This window comes from Streptomyces sp. NPDC051320, from assembly GCF_040682175.1.
Classification (GTDB): domain Bacteria; phylum Actinomycetota; class Actinomycetes; order Streptomycetales; family Streptomycetaceae; genus Streptomyces.
The window spans coordinates 221214-239183 of sequence record NZ_JBFBAL010000003.1; the positions used below are offsets into that span (position 1 = coordinate 221214).

Below are 17970 nucleotides of genomic sequence, written 5' to 3' on the forward strand. Positions count from 1 at the left end.
CTCCGTGGTCCGCCGGCGGCGAAGCCGGTACATGGTCGATTTGGCGCTTTCCAGCCGATACGGAAGCTCCGCCATCCTCAGTCAGACGGGTAACTCAGCGCATCCGTCCCGTCAACCGCGTGTGATTCTTCGCATTGATGCCTCCTCTGGCACTCCGCATCCCTCTGCGACAGGGTCTGGGCATACGACCCCGGGACGGGGAACGGCGACGAGAGTGGGGCACCCATGCAGAGCACCTACCGGAAACCGAGCATGTTCCTTGCCGCTTTATTCGGCACGACGCTCCTTTTCGCCGGCCCGGCGCCCGCCGACGCAGCCACGCAGGCTTCACACAACAGCTCCTCGCAATCTGCCGCCGCAGCCAATCCCTGCAAGCGGCAGAACTATCGGAAGGTAGTCTTCACCTTTTATCGAGGACCCCAAAAGGTGCTGCTGCGATGCGGAACAAAGAGCTGGGGCTACAACCACATCGCCGCACACGGACGGTGGAATCAGAGTTTCAAGAACAAGATTGCGGACACCTTGTGGAAGGGGTATCAGACCTCCCCCGGCGTGATCTACAGGTACAAGCCGTCGAACACCTGCAAGCCCAAGCCCGTCAAGAACTTCAAGGTGGTCATGAATTCCGGGCCCTACGGAGGCGGCGGAAACGTAAGCCCCCAGGGAATCATCACCGCCACGTACGAATACACGTCCTTCGCGCCGTCCACGACGCGCACGGTGAAATGCTGAGACTGACGTATGGCCACATCGGAACAGGTAGAAGAACAGCTTGCCGCTCGTATGTCGGGAACACAGAGGCAAGGGCCGGGCGTCCCCATCGACGTCCTCGCTGTTCGCGTGCACTCGGTCCATCCGGCGTTGCTCATCGAACTAGATGTGCGCGCGTCCGAGGAAACCTGGCAGGTGTCGTTCACCTACGACGGACCTGACGCGAGCCTTGTGAGCGGAGACCTCAGCGAGGGAGCCATGCAGACGCTCGAACTCCTGGTGCGAACCAACCTGTTCGATTGGTGGCACACCAAGGACAGGGAGAAAGCATCCGCACGCAGGGGAAGGCGGATTGCTTGAGCTCCGCGCCGGGGGCCGGTGTGACGCGTGCGTCGCACCGGCCCCGCGGCCCCCGCGCTTCCGGGTGGTGGCCCGCACGTCGGAGCCGGGACGCCCCCACCCTGCCGAGAGGTGCCGGCTCAGCCGGCCTTGGTGTCCTCCTTGACCCGGGTGACCAACTGCGTCGGGTTGACGTAGCGCAGCGCGATCACCAGCAGCACCAGCATTGACGCCGTGTACATCACGGCCATCGCGTCGATCGACTGCTGGGTGCGGATCCCCGCGGAGAACGCCGCGTAGTACAGCGCGACGACGAGCGTCTGACTGTCGGGTCCTGCGGTGAGGAAGGTCAGCTCGAACATGCCGACCGTCCTGACCAGGACGAGCACGGACGCGGCCAGGATGCCGGGCACCAGCAGCGGCGCGAGGATCCGCAGCAGCACCGAGGTCGTCCCGGCCCCGCACATCCGGGCCGCCGCCTCGATCCGTGGGTCGATCTGCTCGATGAACGGCGTCATCGTGAGCACCACGAACGGCACCGATGGCACCAGGTTGGCCAGCACCACACCGGTCAGGGTGCCCGCCAGCTGGAACTTGTAGAGAACGGTGGCGAGCGGAATGCCGTAGGTGATCGGCGGTACGAGGATCGGCAGCAGGAAGAGCAGCATCACGAGCCGCTTGCCGGGAAACCTTCGCCTGGCGAGCGCGTACGCCGCGGGCACGCCCACGATCACCGAGATGGCGACCACCAGAACAGCGGTCAGCGCGGTGCTCCAGAAGACCTGACCGAGGGAGAACTCCCCCCAGGCCGAGCCGTACCACTTCGTGGTCCAGCCGTCGGGCAGCCAACTGGTGAACCAGCGCGTGCCGAAGGAGTCGACGAGCGGCACGCCGATGACGCCCGCGAGGTTGATGAAGAAGAAACCGAAGACGAGCGCCGTCACCCAGGTGACGGGCCGTCCGAAACGGCGTCCCGCGCGCACCGGTGTCCCCGGGGTGGGTGTGGGTGTCGTCAGTGGGTCGTGTGTGCCGTGCGAGTCCAGTACGTCGGCCATCTCAGCCCTTGCCTCCCGTCGAGCCGCGGTACAGCATCGAGCGCCAGGCCAGCACCAGGAGTACGACCGCCATCATCACCGCGGCCATCACCATGGCGATCGCCGAACCGAGCGAGTAGTCGAACTTCTGGAAGGCCGCCTGGTAGGCCTCGATCGAGATCACATGGGTGCTCCCCCGCGGGTCGCCGACGAGTTGCGCGGACGGGAAGACGGCGAAGGCCAGTACGAAGGAGAGGCAGAAGGTGACCGCGAGACCGGGTGCGAGCAGCGGGACCATCACATGGCGGATGCGCTGCCGCTTGTTCGCCCCGAGCGTGGCTGCCGCCTGTTCGAGACTGGGGTCGATGCCGGTGAGGTAAGAGAGAGTGAGCAGATACGCGAAGGGGAAACCGGTGATGACCAGCGAGGCGAACACACCCCAGTAGTTGTGCACCAGGGCCAGCGGCTGGTCGATGAGCCCGATGTCCATCAGGGCCTTGTTGAGCCATCCGTTGGGGCCGAGATAGCCGAGCAGGCCCTCCGCGGTGAGCACCGTGCCGAGCGTGATCGGCATGACCAGCAGCGTGGTGACGAGCCGCCGTCCGCGAAAGGCACCGCGGGTCCGGAAGGCCACGGGCACCGCGGCGAGGCAGTTCACCAGAGCGACGGGCACGGCCAGTCGCAGGGTGATCCAGATCGTCTCGCGCAGATAGGGATCCGAGAAGAACTGCCGGTAGTTGGCGAGGGCGCCGCCGCCCTTCTGCGGCTGGAAGGACAACTGGAGTCCGTACAGGAACGGATAGCAGAAGAGCACGACGAGCAGCAGCGCGCCCGGTACGAGCAGGATCAGGGTGCGGTCGACGCCGCGTTCGGCGAGCCGGTGGCGCAGCGCCGGTCTGGCCCGGACCGGCGCCGTCCCCCGGGCCGTCATGAGATCACCGACTTGCGCTGCGCCGGATCCGGCGAAGCGGCGGCGCCGGGGTTGTCCGGTGCGGCCTGTGTGTTCTGCCCGTCATTCCCGTCCCGTCCGTCGAAGACCAGTACCCGCTCGGCCGCGGCCGCGAGCCACACCCGGTCGCCCGGGGCGAGTCTGCTTCCGGTACGGAAGTGCACCGGCTGGCCGTCCGACAGCCTGGCCTGCACGGCGAGTTCACGACCGTGGTATTCCACGACCTCGATGGCCGCACTGACGGCGCCCGTGGTGTCCTCGTCCGCGACGTCCAGGTCCTCGGGGCGGATCGCTGCGACACCGCGGCCGCCCGCCACGAGGGCGTCCCGGCCGAGTCCGGTGAGCGGGGTGTCCGCGAGCCGGAGCACGAGGCGGTCGCCGTCCTGCGCAGCGGTGACCGTGACGTCCAGCATGTTGCGGTACCCCATGAAGCCGGCCACATAACGGTTGGCGGGCTGCCCGTAGACCTCCTCGGGGGTGCCGACCTGCTGCATGATTCCGTCCCGCATGACGACGAGCCGGTCCGCGAGGGAGAGTGCCTCCTCCTGGTCGTGGGTGACGTACACCGTGGTGAGGCCGAGGCTCTGGTGCAGCCGTCTGATCTCGGTGCGCATCTCCAGGCGGAGCGCCGCGTCGAGGTTGGAGAGCGGCTCGTCCATGAGCACCAGCCTGGGCTCCAGGACGATGGCGCGGGCGATGGCCACGCGCTGCTGCTGACCGCCGGAGAGCTGGCCGGGGCGCTTGTGCGCGTGCTCGGTCAGCTGCACCATCTCCAGCGCGCGGTCCGCTCGGCGGACCATCTCGGCCTTCGCGACCTTGGCCATCTTCAGCCCGAAGGCGACATTGCCGTGCACGGTGAGGTGCGGAAAGAGCGCGTAGTTCTGGAAGACCATGCCGAAGCCGCGGCGCTCCGGGGCGAGTTGGTCGATGCGCTCGCCGTCGATCCTGATGGCGCCGCCGGTGAGCGGGAGGAGCCCCGCCAGGCAGTTCAGAGCGGTGGACTTGCCGCACCCGGACGGGCCGAGGAGGGCGACGAACTCGCCGCCCGTGATCTCCAGTTCGAGCTCGCGCAGTGCCGCGTGCCGGCCGAAACTGCGGGATACCTTGTCCAGCCTGAGCGTGGCGAAACGGGACATCATTCCCCTACCGGCCCGCGACTTCGCGGTTCCATATGTCGAATGCCTTGACCTGCTGGGCTGCGGGCAGCGAGGGCTTCTTCGGGAACTGGTCGATCCACTGGTCGAATGCCGGGTCGCCGTAGTCCTTCAGTACCTGCTGCGACTTCTCCGGGGCCATGGAGACCGGCACGTTCTTCACCGCCGGACCCGGGTAGAAGTAGCCGTCGTCGTATGCCTTCGCCTGCTGCTCGGGCGTGAGCATCCACTTGATGAGCTGAAGCGCCGCGGACATGGTGTCGGCACTGACGCCCCGGGGAACGACCGCGTACTGCGCGTCGGTCACCCAGGTCATGTTGTCGAAGTGGCCGACCTTCATCTTCTTCGGCACGGTGCCGAGCGCCCGGGGATTGATGTACCAGCCGGTCGTCGACATCACCATGTCGTCCTGGCCGGATGCCAGGTTCTTCATCAGTTCGGCCGTGCCCGAGGGGTAGACACCGACGTACTTGTCGAGCTCCTTGAGGTACTTCCAGGTCTTGTCCCAGCCGTGCACCGGGTCGCCCGGGTCCTTGTCACCCAGCAGGTACGGCAACCCCATCAGGAAGGTGCGGCCGGGGCCCGAGTTGGCCGGGTCGGCGTACTGGAACTTCTTCGGGTGGGCCTTGGCCCAGGCGAGCAGGTCCGCGGGACTCTTCGGCGCGCCCGTCACCTTGTCGGGGTTGAACTCGACGAGCGGGCCCGAGGGGTAGTAGACGACGGCGGTGCCGTGGCCCTGGGCGAGCTTCTGCATGTCGGCGGCGGGCGCCAGGTAGTCCGGCGTACCGATCCGGGACTGATAGCCCGTCATGGAGCTCCACAGCTTCTGCGAGAGTCCTGCGGAGAGTCCGTCGGTGCCGGTGAGTACCAGGTCGATCTGGACCCGGCCCGCTTGCTGCTGCGCCTTGATCTTGCCGGCCAGATCGGGGGCGGGGGCCTTGGAGTAGGTGACCTTGCTGATGATGTCCGGGTGCTGCTTGACGAAGGCATCGATCATGCCCTGGGTGAGCTGGAGGTTGCCTGCGACGTCGAGGATGTTGAGCGTGACCGGCTTGGCGGGCTTCGCGGGGACCTGCTGCGGGGACTCGTCCTTGGAGTTCGAGCCCCCGGAGTCGGGTGCGCCGCATGCTGCGGCTGCCACCACGAACAGCAGTCCCGCGAGTGCGATCCTTGCCGAACGGCGGTGCAGTGGACGGGACATGGAGACTCGCACCCCTCTGATGAGATAGCGCTTTCTCGGCCTGGTGTCGCGAACAAGCTCCACCCCGTCAGGAGCCCTGTCAAGACGGTGCACCGGTCGAACTGCGAACCCGCAGCTCAACCGGTACGGTCTCCGGCTCGATGTGCTCCTCGCCGGACATGATCCGGCCCAGCGTCTCGCCTGCGAGCCGCCCCAGCCGGTCCCGCGGAACCGCTACCGTGGTGAGCGACGGGGCGGAGAACCGGGCCATGTCGATCTCGTCGAAGCCGGTCAGCGACATGTCCTGAGGGACGTTCACGCCCAGTTCGAAGAAGCGGGCGAGCACGCCGATCGCCACGAAGTCGTTGTACGCGATCACCGCCGTGGCGCCGCTCTCCAGCGCTGCCGGGGCCTTCTCGTACCCTTCGTCCGTGGTGGAACCGCAGGGCACCGAGCACACCTCGACACCGAACGCCTCTGCGCCCGCGAGGGCTCGCCGCCGCTCGTGATGGGCCCAGGCGTTCTCCGGGCCCTCCAGGTAGACCACTTTGCGGTGGCCGAGCCGGGCAAGATGCCCGCAGACGGCCATGATGCCGCCGAAGCAGTCGACGTTGATCGAGTGCAGCGCCAGGCCCGCGACGTCACGGTTGGTGACCAGCATCGGGACGCCCCGGCCCACCAGCGCGGCCAGGTCGGCGCGCGGCATCCGAGGCGAGCAGAGCAGCAGCCCGTCCGCATAACGGATCAGGTCCTCGGACAGTTCGCGCTCCACGTCCGCGTCCTCGTCGGAGTCCATCACCAGCACCCGGCTGCCGGTGGAACGGACCAGCAGGGAGACCGACTTGATGACGTCGTGGAAGTACGGATTGGCCAGATCCGGGACCAGCACGCCGATCGTGCCCGACCGGCCGCGCGCCAGGTCCTGTGCGGCGGCGCTCGGCCGGTAGCCGAGCCCGCCGATGGCCAGTCTGACCCGCTCGGCGAGGACGGGGGCCACCGTGTCGACCCCGTTCAGCACCCGGGATACGGTCGCGACCGAGGTACCCGCCTCCCGGGCGACATCGCCGATCGTGACCCTTCTGGCGCGATTCGAGGCAACCATCAGGAGCCACTCCTTGTACGCCCAGGGCCCGCACGGCCGGGATACCGCTTTCTCGACTCCGAAAAGTAGCAGAGCCGGACGGTGAGTGACCCCGCCGTGCGCCCCCGTACCCGGACCGGCGCCGCGGGATCTCAGTTCAGGGCGAACCTCTGGGCGGCGGTGCCGTTGCAGTTCGCGATCTGCAGGCGGGTGCCGTTGGCCGTGACGCCGTTGGGTGCGTCCAGGCAGCGGCCGGACTGCGGGTTGATCAGCGAGCCGTCGGCCTGCTGGTTCCAGACCTGCCCGCCGGCACCGTCGCAGTCCCACAGCTCGACCTTCGTACCGTCGGCGGTGCCGTTGCCGACGATGTCCAGACAGCGGCCGAGCGTCCGCAGCGAGCCGTTGGAGTTGTGGTACCAGTGCTGGTCCACCGCCCAGGACTGGCAGTCCCACAGCTGGACCGCGGTGCCGTTGGTGCCGGAGTCGTCGGCGGCCACGTCGGTGCACTTACCGCCGGGACCGGCGATCGGAGCGCCCGCGTTGACGGAGAACCGCTGGGCCGGTGAGCCGTTGCAGTCCCAGATCCGCAGCCGGGTGCCGTTGGCCGTCGCGCCGTTGGGCGAGTCCAGGCAGCGGCCGGACTGCGGGTTGAAGAGCGAGCCGTCAGTACGCTGCACCCACTTCTGGCCGCCCACCCCGTTGCAGTCCCAGAGCTCGACCTGGGTGCCGTTGGCGGTGCCGTTCCCGTTGATGTCCAGGCAGCGGCCGATCGTGCTGAGGGAACCGTTCGGGTTGTGCGTCCAGTGCTGGTCCTCGGCGTAGGACTGGCAGTTCCACAGCTGGACCGAGGTTCCGTTCCTGCCGGTGTCGTCCGCGGCGACGTCGACGCACTGGCCGCCCGGGCCGGTGATCGTTCCCTGCGGACCGTTGGGCACGCTGGTCTGGCCCGAGTAGCCGACCGAGACGATGTTCGCCTGGACCGCGTTCTCGGCGGCGTTGGTGGGGTAGCCGGAGACCATCACGCCCTCGAAGAACGTGCCCATGTTCCAGTTGCTGTTGTCACCGCCGGTGCCGAGGATGATGCCGCCCTCCTGCTGCATCGGCCGGTAGCCGCCCCGCGTCGGCAGAGCGCCGTCCCATTGGGTCCTGAGGCCGCCGGACTGTGCGTTGCCGCCCTTCAACGCGTAGGTGGTCTGCCCGTCGTTCTTCAGCATGGCGGTGACGTACGTGCTGTTGTTGCCGGTGTTCGCGGTGTTGGAGCCGTTGTCCCCCTGGAACATGCCGTTCTCCAGGTCGGCCTCGACCCAGGGACCCGATCCGGTGCACGGTGCGAAGTAGCAGGTGGTGGCGATGGACACGGCGTCCATGTGGCCGTTGCCGGTGTCGGCGGGGGTGCTCTCCGCGTTGCCGTAGTCGAAGCAGCAGGCTGAGCCCACGTGCGTACCGCTGGCCACCATGTAGGCGCCCTCGGCCTGGCCGTTCACGGCGACGCCGGACGCGGCTCCGGTGGAGCGGTAACCGACCCCCGGAGAGATCCAGATGCCGTACACCTTGTGGCCGCCGGCCGTGACCGATAGCTCACTCGCGTCCGCCCCACGATCGGCGCCCATGCCCGCGGTGCCCGCGGGCCCCGGGGTGAGGTCGTTGTGCCGCGAGGTCTGGTCGTAGACCTTCGTGATGGCGCACGTACTGTTCCCGCAGAACGTGTCCTGCTGCTCGGCATTGGCGTAACCGCCCTGGGACAGCAGTCCGATGGCGGCGGTGGCCCCGTCCGACGCGCGGGTGACCCGGTACAGGGGGCCGTTGTACGACGAGACGAGGGCGCGCACGGTGCTGTGCGCGGCGACGCACGGGGTACCGGCGGCGCCGTAGATGTCGCACGGCAGCGAACCGGCGGCCTGCGCCGTGCCGGGGAGGCTGATCAGAGCCCCGACAACGAGCCCGACGGCCGCCACGGTCGACAACAGTGCGTGCCAGTACCGGTGGACTCGTCGAATCACCGTGCCCTGGACGGCTCTCGCAGCAGCAGATCTCTTTGTGCGCATGGCATGCTCCTGGATTGGGGGGAAGGGAGCTAACTCATCTACGCGGCCCGCGAGTTGACGCCGCCGGGCGGTTGGACTGGACCAGAAGCTACGCGCACTGGTCGATTGGGTCAATGTTTGTTGCTTTGGTTTTCTCCGCCTTGGCGGCGATGTGCGAACGTGTTGCTTTCCCCGGGCTCCGGAGCCCCCGATGCGGACCCCTGGCGGCCGCCTAGCCGATGAGGGCTTCGCTGATCTGCCGGGTGGTCTGCGCGGCGACCCGTGGGTCGGTGGCGGCATAAGCGGAGTACGCGTTCAGGCCCGTGGCCAAAGCCCAGCCGCGCCCCCGGGTCCAGGTGGCGTCGTCCACGCCGAGCGCGGAGCGGAAAGCGGCCCGGCTTCCGGCCGACATCAGCGTGAAGGCGATGGTCAGATCACAGGCCGGGTCGCCGACGCCGAGCCCGCCGAAGTCGATGACCGCGCTGAGATGGCCGTCCACGGTGAGCAGATTGCCGGTGTGGAAGTCACCGTGAAACCACACCGGAGGGTGCTCCCATCCGGGAGCGCTCAGTGCCGCGTCCCACAGCTCGGTCATGGCCGCAGTGTCGAACAGCCCGTCGACCCGGGCGATAGCGGCCCGGGTCGCGCCGTCTCGAGCGATGAGATCATCGGCTCCGCCGTGGACCGGGCCTCCCTCGGGTGTGAGCCCCTGAAGGGCGGTCAGAACTCCGCAAGTTGGACGGCGGACCGGGTGGAGCCGGCCAGCATCTCGACGGTCGCCGTCTCACCGTCCAGCCAGCGCGATACCGACCACGGCCACGGATAGCCGAAGTCCGGCTCGCCCACGCCCACCGGCACGGGGACAGCCAGGGGCAGGCGCGGGGTGAGCCGGGGCAGCCACTCCGCCTCCTTCTCGGTCTGGCCGACGGCCCCTGCATGGCGGGGCAGCCGCACAGACAGCTCCTCTCCCAGCCGGTGGATCACATGGTCGGAGCCGGCCGGGTCGAGCAGTGCCAGCGGCAGCTCCGCCCAGTGAGGGAACTGCGTATCGACGAGCCGCCTGGCCAGTGCGGAATCGATCACGGGGCGGGTCGCCGTACTTCTCCCGGTTACCAAGAACGACTCCTGCGGTCGGCCCGCTCCGCGCGGCGGGCAGCGAAGGCCTATCACAGTGCGCGCCGAGCTCACCTGTCGAGCGGTTTTGAGGCGTGGCCAAGCATCCGTTGGTCCGTCGGGGGCGGTCTTTGGCCGTCAGGGACGCGTCCGCCGGGCAGCAACCCCGTCGATGAGACGGCGTCGCTGAGTGTCCGTGGTGGCGAGTTCGGCGCCGACCAGGGCGAGAGCGGTCGCTCCGTCGACGACGGCCCGGTCGGCGCCCGGACTCTTCCCGTAGCCGGTGAACTCGGGGGTGTGCTGCTTGGCTCCCTGGGTGTCGTAGCCGATGGTGGGGTGGATGGCGGGTACCTGGAGCGAGACGTTGCCCATGTCCGTCGAGGCAAGCCACTCCCCGTGCCGCGACGTCACCGTACGACCCAGCCCGCGGGCCGCGCGGGCGTACGCGTCGGTCATGTACGGGTCCTGGCGCAGTTCGGCGAAATCCCTTCCGTGGTTGTGCAGCTCGAGCTGCGCCCCGGTCGCCAGGGCGCCGGCCTCGAAACAGGCGCGTACCCTGCCGCGCACACTGGTCAGCTGCTCCAGCGTCGGAGCGCGGACCTCATAGCGGGCGCGGGCGCGTTCGGGGATGACGTTCACCGCCTGTCCGCCCTCGGTGACGATGCCGTGCACCAGCGCGCCGGGCGGCAGTTGCTGGCGCAGCAGGCCGACGGCGGTGTGGGCGAGGGTCATCGCGTCAAGTGCGTTGACGCCTTCCCAGGGTGCGACCGCAGCATGCGAGGGCGTTCCCCGGTAGGTGATCTCCCAGGCACCGATGGCCAGTGAGGAAGCACCGACGCTGTCCTCCGGTGCCGCGTGCACCATCATCGCCGCAGCGACGTCGTCGAACGCTCCGGCTTCCAGCAGCAGCGCTTTGCCGCCAATGTCCTCCTCCGCGGGGGTGCCGATGAGTTTGACGGTCAGGCCGAGTTCGTCCGCGACGGCGCCGAGCCCGAGGGCCGCGCCGACCGCCGCCGCGCCGTTGACGTTGTGCCCGCAGGCGTGCCCGATGCCGGGCAGTGCGTCGTACTCGGCGCAGAGTCCGAGCACCAGATCACCTGACCCCCGGGTGCCGACCAGCGCGGTGGGCAGTTGGCCGACTCCCCGGGTGACCGTGAACCCTGCTGTGTCCAGCAGCTCGGCAATCTTCGCTGCCGAGCGATGCTCCTGGAGGGCCGTCTCCGGCTCGTCGTGCAGGCTGTGGCTGAGAGCCCGCAGCCGGCCGCGCCAGGAACCGATGGATGACGCCACGGCCTGCCGCACCGTGCCGGAAGCAGGCGTGCGGGAATCAGGGATCCGGATGTCCGTCATGCCAGGCCTCCGCTCGGTGCTGTGTGGTCGGACTGCCGTCCGGCGGCCGCACGGGTGCCGGCGGTCCGGTGGCTGCGGTAGCAAAGGGCGAGCGCCGCGCCCAGCACACCGACGCATGCGCACGCTCCCCAGCTCCAGAGGTAGCCGGAGATCCCGATGTACGCGGTGCCGCGCACCGCGTGCGCCGCGAAGAACGCGCCGATCACCGCGGCCCCGATCGCCGCGCCCAGGGACAGCGCCAGCTCGTTGAGGCCGACCGCCAGTGCGGTCTCCTGCTCATCGACGATCTCTGCCGCAAGGGTGCGGGTGATCGACTCGAAGAGTCCGGTCGCCAGGCCCACGACGAGTACCGCCGCCAGGTACTCGGCGAGCGTGTCGTGGAAGAGGATCAGGCCCAGGAAGCCCAGCGCGATGAGTGCCCCGCCCAGGGCGAGGACGGCACGGTCGTCCACCCGGCGGGCAAGCCGCGGGGTCAGCGTGGAGCCGACGAATCCCGCGATCACCATGGCCAGCGAGACGGTGGCGATCGTCTGCGGCCCCATCCCCAAGCCGTAACCGGCCTGCGACGGCGAGGCGCCCAGGAAGAGGGCGTTGGCTCCGAGAAAGCCGATCGTCGCGAAAGCGGCACAGAAGGTGTAGCCGCTCACCACCGCCAGCCGGCGATTGCTCAACATCCGTACGCTCACCAGCGGATGAGCCGACCCGCGCTCGACCGCCACCCAGGCGGCGAGCACCACAACGGCTCCCGCGCAGGTGCCCAGAGTCAGCGGCGAGGCCCATCCCCACGCACTGCCTTGGGCCAGCACCAGGACGAGCGCCACCAGACCTGCCGTCAGCAGCGCCGCCGCACCGAAGTGGAAACGGCCGCCCCGCGCCGCATCGCTGTCGGGCAGCAGCAGACCGGCGACCACCGCGAGGACCGCGACCGGGACGGCCACCCACAAACCGGCTGCCGCATGCCGTTCGCTGAGCACGCCCGCCACCAGGCCGCCCACGCCGATCGAGATCAGCAGGACGCCCACCAGCAGCGAGATCCCGGTGCGGTTCCGCTCGGGTGCGTTCGACCGGAGGATCCCCACCAGCAGCGGGAAGAAGCCCACCAGCGCGCCCTGCAGAACCACCCCGACAGCCAGCGTGGCCGCTGAGGGCCACCCGGCCATCAGCAATGAGCCGCCTGTCACCATCGCCAGGGCCACCCGGAGCAGCCTGCGATGACCGTACAGATCACCCAGCCGGGACAACAGCGGCGTCATCACCGCGAATGCCAGCTGGGACAGCAGGTAGATGTTGTTCTGACCGACGGAGCCGATGTGCAGCCGCAGCCCGAGTTCGGGCAGCAGCGGCGTCAGGTAGCCCTGCACGATTCCGCTGAACAGCACGACGACCGCCATCGTCGCGAGCATGGCCGGGCCGGAGCTCACCGCCCCTGGCCGGCGTCTTCCCACTGGAGTGGTCACAACCTCACCTCGTCGGGTAGCCGGAACCAACAGTGGTGGCTACTGTGCGGGCGAAGGTACATGTGGGCCGGAACATCGATCGATTCGTACGTGCGGAGCACTCCTGATGCGAGAAACGGTCACCGCCAGCGAGCTGGACCTCGCCCTGGTGAACGCCCTGCAGCTGCGGCCCCGGGCGGCGTGGTCCGAGCTGGCGCCGGTGCTCGGCGTGACCGCGGGCACCCTGGCGCGGCGCTGGGAACGGCTGACCGGGTCGGGGCTCGCCTGGATCTACGCGGCGCCGGGGCGCGAGTTCTCGCGCAGCAGATGCACCGCTTTCGTACTGATCCGCTGCAGCCCGGGCGCGCGGTCCCGGCTGGCGGGCCGGGTCAGTGAGTTCCAGGAGGCGGCCACCATCGAGGTGACCGGGCCCGGCAGTGCGGATCTGCTGCTGGACGTCCTGACCCCTGACCTCCCCTCACTCAGCCGGTTCCTGACCGAGAAGCTGGACAGACTGCCCGGCATCACATCGGTAAGCTGCCTCTTCGCCACCTCGCTGTACGTCGAAGGAAGCCGCTGGCGCCTGCGTTCCCTGGACCCGGCTCAGCTCACCGCGCTCCACAGCTCCGCGTCAGCGGTGCGCGAGCCGCTGCGAACCGTCGAACTCGACCCCGTCGACCGCTCGTTGCTCCGCCACCTGGTGCGGGACGGGCGACTCGGCTGGGCCGAGCTGGCCCAGCTCAGCGACACGAGCCCGGCCACCGTCCGTCGCCGCCTGCGCCGTCTGACGGACTCCGGCGTGCTCACTTTCCGGTGCGATATCGCCGCACCGCTCGCCGGCCGCCCCGTCCCGGTCTCCTTCCTCGCCCAGGTGCCCGCGCGGGACATCGCAACGGTGCACCGCACGCTTGCCGCGTTCCCCGACTGCCGTCTGGTCGCCGGGGTGACCGGGCCGGCGAACGTCTTCGCCACCCTCTGGGTGCACGACATCGGCGACATCCAGCGCCGTGAGACCGCTCTCTGTGCCCGGCTCCCCACCCTGACCGTCACCGACCGCATCGTCGGGCTGCACACCGTCAAACGCATGGGGCACCTGCTCGACCACGACGGCAGCCGCACCGGCACACAGCCGATCTCCCCGTGGTAGGCGGGACGGCTGCCGGTCGCTCAGCCCTCGTCCGGGGTCAGCCTCAGCGAGATCGAGTTGATGCAGTACCGCTGGTCGGTCGGTGTCGCGTAGCCCTCGCCCTCGAAGACGTGACCGAGGTGTGAACCGCACCGGGCGCAGCGGACCTCGATGCGGCGCATGCCGTGCGAGCGGTCCTCGATGAGCTCGACGGCGTCGGTGTCCTTCGGGTCGTAGAAGGACGGCCAGCCGCAGTGCGACTCGAATTTCGTGTCCGAGCGGAAGAGCTCGGCGTCGCACGCCCGGCAGGAGTAGACGCCGGTGGTCTTGGTGTCGGTGTATTCACCGACGAACGCGGGCTCCGTGCCGGCCTTGCGCAGCACCGCGTACTCCGCGTCGGACAACTCCGCCCGCCACTGCTCGTCCGGCTTATCGATGTCGTACGCCATGACGCTCCTCAGCTCGAGAGATGGTCCAGGATCTGCGGGCCGAGGTCCGTGACATCGCCCGCTCCCATAGTGAGAACGAGATCGCCGGGCTTCGCCATTCCCGCGACGATCGTGGCGACCTGCGCCTTCTCGTGCACTGCGGTCACATCGGCGCCGGCCGCCCGGGCCGCGTCGATGATCAGTTCGCTGGTGATGCCGGGGATCGGGTCCTCGCGGGCCGGGTAGATGTCCAGGACCACCGAGGCGTCGGCGAGGCCGAGCGCCCGGCCCATCTCACCGCCCAGTTCCTGGGTGCGCGAGAAGAGGTGGGGCTGGAAGACCACCAGGATCCGGGCGTCACCGGCCGCGCCGCGCATCGCTTCCAGGTCGGCGGTCATCTCGGTCGGGTGGTGCGCGTACGAGTCGATGACCTGGACGCCCGCGGCCTCGCCCTTGAGCTGAAGGCGGCGCTTGACGCCGGTGTACTTGCCGAGCGCCGACGCCAGGTTGTGGGCCGGGACACCGAGTGCCACCCCCGCCGCGAGGGCGGCGACCGCGTTGTGGGCGTAGTGGCGGCCGGGGACCGACACCGTGAAGGTGAGGTACTTGCCGTTGAGTACGACGGTGACCTCGCTGGTCAGACCGCGCGGGGTGACCTTGTGGACCCGTACGTCGGCCGACTCGGACTCGCCGTAGGTGACGACCTCGATCCCGGCGAGGTCGCGGACCCGGGCGGTCAGCTCGACCGCACCCGGCTGATCCGCCGCGATGACCAGGGTGCCGCCGGGAACGACCTTGCCGACGAAGGTCTCGAAGGACTCGTAGATCTCGTCCATGGAGGCGTAGTTGGCGTGATGGTCGAGCTCGACGTTGAGGACGATGGCGACCTCGGGGTCGTACTTCTGGAAACTGCGGTCGCTCTCGTCGGCCTCTGCGACGAAGATGTCCCCCTTGCCGTGCCGGGCGTTGGTGCCGGGGCCCGCCAGCTCGCCGCCGATCGCGTACGAGGGGTCGAGGCCGAGCTCGGTCAGCGCGACGGCCAGCATCGAGGTGGTCGTCGTCTTGCCGTGCGTACCGGCGACCGCGATGGAGCGCCGGCCGTGCATCAGCGCGGCGAGGGCGTCCGAACGGTGCACCACCGGGACGGACAGCTCGGCGGCGCGGACGAGTTCCGGATTGTCCTCGCGGATGGCGCTGGAGACCACGACGCAGCCGGCGTCGTCCGCCAGGTGCGCGGCCGCGTGGCCGATGTGCACGGTGACCCCGAGCCCGCGCAGCGCCTCGGCGGTCGGCGACTCACGTGCGTCGCTGCCCGCCACCTCGGCGCCGCGCTCGGCGAGGATCTTGGCGATGCCCGACATCCCGGCGCCGCCGATGCCGATGAAGTGCGGTCGGTCCATGGCGGTCGGCCTACCGGATGCCATACGGATGTCTCCCCAAGGTGTACGGAACGAGCTGTGCGGAACGAAGCCGGTGCGAAAAGGAGCCCCAGCCTATTCGCTGTGCGCGAAGAGCTTGAGCACCGGTACGCCCACCTTGTGCCGGGCCCGCGAAGCCCAGTCGCGGTGGAAGAACTCCTCCACGTAGTGCGGCGCGGTCAGCACGATCACCTCGTCGGCCTTCGTGTCGGCGACCACGGTCGTCAGCACGTCGAGCGGGTGCTTCTCGACGACCTGCCCGACCGCCGTACTACCCGCGGCCTGCAGCGCGTGCAGTGCCTGCTGCAGAGCGACCTCCGCGGGCCCCCTCGCGGCTTCGCCCTCCGGCACCTCCGCCTCGTGGCCCACCTCGTCCAGCTCGCCCAGCGCCACATCGTCCATGGCCCGCAGCAGGACGTCGGCCTGATCGCCCCGGGGCTGCATGAGCACGACGAAGGAGACGGCCTCGTCACCGTGCAGCGTGGTGACGAACTCCACGTCCTGGGAAGTCAGAGGTTTCTCGATCATCAGTACGCTCGTGAACACCACGTTGAGCCCTTCTGCTGAAACCATCCTCCCCCGCGCTCGCACGGGGCTGCGAAAACAAGTGTGCCCAATGAAGGGAAAGCGGAACGCTGGATTCCGCATATCTCAGTCCCGTAGGTACCGGGCAAACAGAAAGCCGTCCTCCTCCAGCAGTGAGGCCAGCGAGAAGCGTTCCGGTACTTCGAGACCCAGCCCGCCCACGATGCGCTGGGCGTCACCCGATGTGACCATCGGGGAGACCGTCAGACAGAGCTCGTCCAGCACTCCGGCCGCCACGAACTGACCGAGCATCCGCGGGCCGCCCTCGGTCAGCAGCCGCCGGTACCCCCGGTCTGCCAGCTCCCGCACCGCACGGGCCGGGTCCACGATCGCCGCTTCGCCCGCGATCACGACCGTGACGCCCGCCTGCTCCGCCGCGTGGATGCGGTCCGACGGGGCCCCCGCCCCGGTGATCACCAGCGTCGGTACCAGAGGGGCGGTGAACAGCGGAAGCGAGAAGTCCAGGTCCAGACCGGCGCTCACCACCGCGATGGCCGGCGCCGGGCCCTGCCCGGCCGCCTCCCTGCGTGCCGCGAAGGCCTCGCGTGCACGGGCCGGGCGGTAACCCTCCAGGCGTACGGTCTCGGCGCCGACCACGACCACGTCGGCGAGGCCGCGCAGGGTGCCGAAGATCCGCATGTCCGTGTCGGTGGAGATCGGCTGCGAGCGGCCCTCGTGCTGGGCGGCCCCGTCGAGCGTGGAGACCATGTTGGCCCGCAGCCACGGGCCGTCGGCGGGCTCCGCCGGATACGGGTACGCATCGGCAAGCTCGTCGATGCTCCACGCGTGCGGAGGTGCCGTGGAGAGGGTGGGGTCCTTCGGGTCCGTGGAGCCCACACCGGTCACATCGGGCACGTCGGTCACAGGGAACAGGCGTCGCATGTCACGCAGTGTGGCACGGCGCTCGAGACCGCCCGGTAAATGGGGGCGGTCTAAGCTGGTGACTGTGTCCTCGTCCATAGCCGAAGTGGTTCCCCAGTCCCTGTGCGCCCGCGAGCCGCGCGTTCCCGCCGACCGCCTGGTCGCCGAGATGGTGCCGCCGCCACGCTTCGATGCGGTGCGCTTCGACACGTATGTGCCGGACCCGAAGCAGCCCAGCCAGACCGAAGCGGTGAACGTGCTGAGCGGCTTCGCGGCCGGGCTCGGCGGGGCGACCGCCACCGGGTCCGGGCGCAAACGCTGGTTCGGCGGCAAAAAGAAGCCCAATGCGCCCACCGGGCCGCGCGGGGTCTATCTGGACGGTGGATACGGCGTCGGCAAGACCCACCTGCTCGCCTCGCTCTGGCACGCGACCCCGGCCGCCCCTGAGCAGAAGGCCTTCGGGACCTTCGTCGAGTTGACCAACCTGGTCGGCGCGCTCGGTTTCCAGCAGACCGTGCAGACGCTGAGCGGTCACCGGCTGCTGTGCATCGACGAGTTCGAACTCGATGATCCCGGCGACACCGTCCTGGTCTCCTCGCTGCTCAGCCGACTGGTCGATGCCGGGGTCGCCCTGGCCGCCACCTCCAACACGCTGCCCGGCAAGCTCGGCGAGGGCCGGTTCGCCGCCGCCGACTTCCTGCGCGAGATACAGGGGCTCTCGGCGCACTTCCTTCCGCTGCGCATCGACGGTGACGACTACCGCCACCGCGGCCTGCCCGCGGCCCCCGCTCCGTACGACGACGAGCAGGTCACCAAGACGGCGTACGCCACCGAGGGCGCCTCGCTCGACGAGTTCCCCGCGCTCCTCGACCACCTCGCCCGGATCCACCCCAGCCGCTACGGCGCGCTCACCGAGGGCGTCGATGCCGTCTGCCTGACCGAGATGCAGCCGGTGGCCGACCAGTCGACCGCGCTCCGTCTGGTGGTGCTCGCCGACCGGCTCTACGACCGGGAAGTCCCGGTGCTCGCCTCCGGCCTGCCCTTCGACCAGCTGTTCAGCGAGGAGATGCTGAATGGCGGATACCGCAAGAAGTATTTCCGCGCGATCTCCCGGCTCACGGCGCTGGCGCGCGACGCAAAGGGGCTGGTGGCACAGTAGGTTGGGGCCACGCCACCAGAAG

Annotated in this window: 16 protein-coding genes and 1 pseudogene; 4 read left to right on the forward strand and 13 right to left on the reverse strand. The window is 69.2% G+C overall.

Annotated elements, in window-relative coordinates; all coding sequences use genetic code 11:
• Positions 1-225: 225 nt before the first annotated feature.
• Both AB0M87_RS08740 and AB0M87_RS08745 read left to right on the forward strand, forming a co-directional pair.
• A complete protein-coding gene (locus tag AB0M87_RS08740) occupies positions 226-732 on the forward strand; it encodes a hypothetical protein (RefSeq protein ID WP_365851186.1) in 507 nt (168 codons plus the stop codon).
• Between the two features lie 9 nt (positions 733-741).
• Positions 742-1071: a hypothetical protein gene (locus AB0M87_RS08745; RefSeq protein ID WP_365851187.1), complete on the forward strand. Its 330-nt coding sequence runs from the start codon at positions 742-744 to the stop codon at positions 1069-1071.
• Positions 1072-1190: 119 nt separating this feature from the next.
• Here AB0M87_RS08745 and AB0M87_RS08750 read toward each other — a convergent pair whose 3' ends face one another.
• From AB0M87_RS08750 to AB0M87_RS08790, 9 genes and pseudogenes are all read right to left on the reverse strand, one after another.
• On the reverse strand, positions 1191-2105 hold the full coding sequence (locus AB0M87_RS08750; RefSeq protein ID WP_365851188.1) for an ABC transporter permease: 915 nt from the start codon (positions 2103-2105) through the stop codon (positions 1191-1193).
• 1 nt (position 2106) lies between these two features.
• Entirely contained in the window at positions 2107-3015 is a 909-nt protein-coding gene (locus AB0M87_RS08755) for a sugar ABC transporter permease (RefSeq protein ID WP_365851189.1), read from the reverse strand.
• Positions 3012-4169, reverse strand: coding sequence for an ABC transporter ATP-binding protein (locus AB0M87_RS08760; RefSeq protein WP_365851190.1), 1158 nt, complete (start codon positions 4167-4169; stop codon positions 3012-3014). The genes AB0M87_RS08755 and AB0M87_RS08760 overlap by 4 nt, the downstream gene beginning before the upstream one ends.
• A 7-nt stretch (positions 4170-4176) precedes the next feature.
• On the reverse strand, positions 4177-5388 hold the full coding sequence (locus AB0M87_RS08765; RefSeq protein WP_365851191.1) for an extracellular solute-binding protein: 1212 nt from the start codon (positions 5386-5388) through the stop codon (positions 4177-4179).
• Positions 5389-5467: 79 nt separating this feature from the next.
• Positions 5468-6469, reverse strand: a complete 1002-nt coding sequence (locus AB0M87_RS08770; RefSeq protein ID WP_365851192.1) for a LacI family DNA-binding transcriptional regulator — start codon at positions 6467-6469, stop codon at positions 5468-5470.
• A 131-nt stretch (positions 6470-6600) separates the two neighbouring features.
• Positions 6601-8493 carry an arabinofuranosidase catalytic domain-containing protein gene (locus tag AB0M87_RS08775; protein ID WP_365851193.1) on the reverse strand — a complete coding sequence of 631 codons (1893 nt, stop codon included), beginning with the start codon at positions 8491-8493 and terminating at the stop codon, positions 6601-6603.
• Positions 8494-8704: 211 nt separating this feature from the next.
• A pseudogene (locus AB0M87_RS08780) lies at positions 8705-9588 on the reverse strand (aminoglycoside phosphotransferase family protein).
• Between the two features lie 135 nt (positions 9589-9723).
• Positions 9724-10935, reverse strand: coding sequence for an amidohydrolase (locus tag AB0M87_RS08785; protein WP_365851194.1), 1212 nt, complete (start codon positions 10933-10935; stop codon positions 9724-9726).
• Complete coding sequence (locus tag AB0M87_RS08790) at positions 10932-12356, reverse strand: MFS transporter (protein ID WP_365851195.1); 1425 nt, start codon at positions 12354-12356, stop codon at positions 10932-10934. Before AB0M87_RS08790 ends, AB0M87_RS08785 begins: the two co-directional genes overlap by 4 nt.
• A gap of 142 nt (positions 12357-12498) precedes the next feature.
• Between AB0M87_RS08790 and AB0M87_RS08795 the strand changes: the two genes are divergently transcribed.
• The gene (locus AB0M87_RS08795) at positions 12499-13518 is read left to right on the forward strand and encodes an Lrp/AsnC family transcriptional regulator (RefSeq protein ID WP_365851196.1); all 1020 of its coding nucleotides are present in this window, start codon (positions 12499-12501) and stop codon (positions 13516-13518) included.
• Positions 13519-13538: 20 nt separating this feature from the next.
• Here AB0M87_RS08795 and msrB read toward each other — a convergent pair whose 3' ends face one another.
• From msrB to AB0M87_RS08815, 4 genes are all read right to left on the reverse strand, one after another.
• A complete protein-coding gene (gene msrB, locus AB0M87_RS08800; protein ID WP_365851197.1) occupies positions 13539-13946 on the reverse strand; it encodes a peptide-methionine (R)-S-oxide reductase MsrB in 408 nt (135 codons plus the stop codon).
• Between the two features lie 8 nt (positions 13947-13954).
• Entirely contained in the window at positions 13955-15349 is a 1395-nt protein-coding gene (murC, locus tag AB0M87_RS08805; RefSeq protein WP_365851198.1) for a UDP-N-acetylmuramate--L-alanine ligase, read from the reverse strand.
• 69 nt (positions 15350-15418) lie between these two features.
• Positions 15419-15871 carry an indole-3-glycerol phosphate synthase gene (locus AB0M87_RS08810; RefSeq protein WP_365851471.1) on the reverse strand — a complete coding sequence of 151 codons (453 nt, stop codon included), beginning with the start codon at positions 15869-15871 and terminating at the stop codon, positions 15419-15421.
• Positions 15872-15994: 123 nt separating this feature from the next.
• Positions 15995-16810, reverse strand: coding sequence for a pyrimidine reductase family protein (locus AB0M87_RS08815; RefSeq protein ID WP_365851199.1), 816 nt, complete (start codon positions 16808-16810; stop codon positions 15995-15997).
• 58 nt (positions 16811-16868) lie between these two features.
• Here AB0M87_RS08815 and zapE point away from each other — a divergent pair, with 58 nt between their 5' ends.
• Positions 16869-17948, forward strand: coding sequence for a cell division protein ZapE (gene zapE / locus AB0M87_RS08820; protein WP_365851200.1), 1080 nt, complete (start codon positions 16869-16871; stop codon positions 17946-17948).
• The last annotated feature ends 22 nt before the right edge of the window (positions 17949-17970 follow it).

Coding starts and splice junctions, on each gene's coding strand:
- AB0M87_RS08740 (WP_365851186.1), top strand. CDS start 226: ATGCAGAGCACCTACCGGAAACCGAGCATGTTCCTTGCCGCTTTATTC.
- AB0M87_RS08745 (WP_365851187.1), top strand. CDS start 742: ATGGCCACATCGGAACAGGTAGAAGAACAGCTTGCCGCTCGTATGTCG.
- AB0M87_RS08750 (WP_365851188.1), bottom strand. CDS start 2,105: ATGGCCGACGTACTGGACTCGCACGGCACACACGACCCACTGACGACA.
- AB0M87_RS08755 (WP_365851189.1), bottom strand. CDS start 3,015: ATGACGGCCCGGGGGACGGCGCCGGTCCGGGCCAGACCGGCGCTGCGC.
- AB0M87_RS08760 (WP_365851190.1), bottom strand. CDS start 4,169: ATGTCCCGTTTCGCCACGCTCAGGCTGGACAAGGTATCCCGCAGTTTC.
- AB0M87_RS08765 (WP_365851191.1), bottom strand. CDS start 5,388: ATGTCCCGTCCACTGCACCGCCGTTCGGCAAGGATCGCACTCGCGGGA.
- AB0M87_RS08770 (WP_365851192.1), bottom strand. CDS start 6,469: ATGGTTGCCTCGAATCGCGCCAGAAGGGTCACGATCGGCGATGTCGCC.
- AB0M87_RS08775 (WP_365851193.1), bottom strand. CDS start 8,493: ATGCGCACAAAGAGATCTGCTGCTGCGAGAGCCGTCCAGGGCACGGTG.
- AB0M87_RS08785 (WP_365851194.1), bottom strand. CDS start 10,935: ATGACGGACATCCGGATCCCTGATTCCCGCACGCCTGCTTCCGGCACG.
- AB0M87_RS08795 (WP_365851196.1), top strand. CDS start 12,499: ATGCGAGAAACGGTCACCGCCAGCGAGCTGGACCTCGCCCTGGTGAAC.
- msrB (WP_365851197.1), bottom strand. CDS start 13,946: ATGGCGTACGACATCGATAAGCCGGACGAGCAGTGGCGGGCGGAGTTG.
- murC (WP_365851198.1), bottom strand. CDS start 15,349: ATGGCATCCGGTAGGCCGACCGCCATGGACCGACCGCACTTCATCGGC.
- AB0M87_RS08810 (WP_365851471.1), bottom strand. CDS start 15,871: ATGATCGAGAAACCTCTGACTTCCCAGGACGTGGAGTTCGTCACCACG.
- AB0M87_RS08815 (WP_365851199.1), bottom strand. CDS start 16,810: ATGCGACGCCTGTTCCCTGTGACCGACGTGCCCGATGTGACCGGTGTG.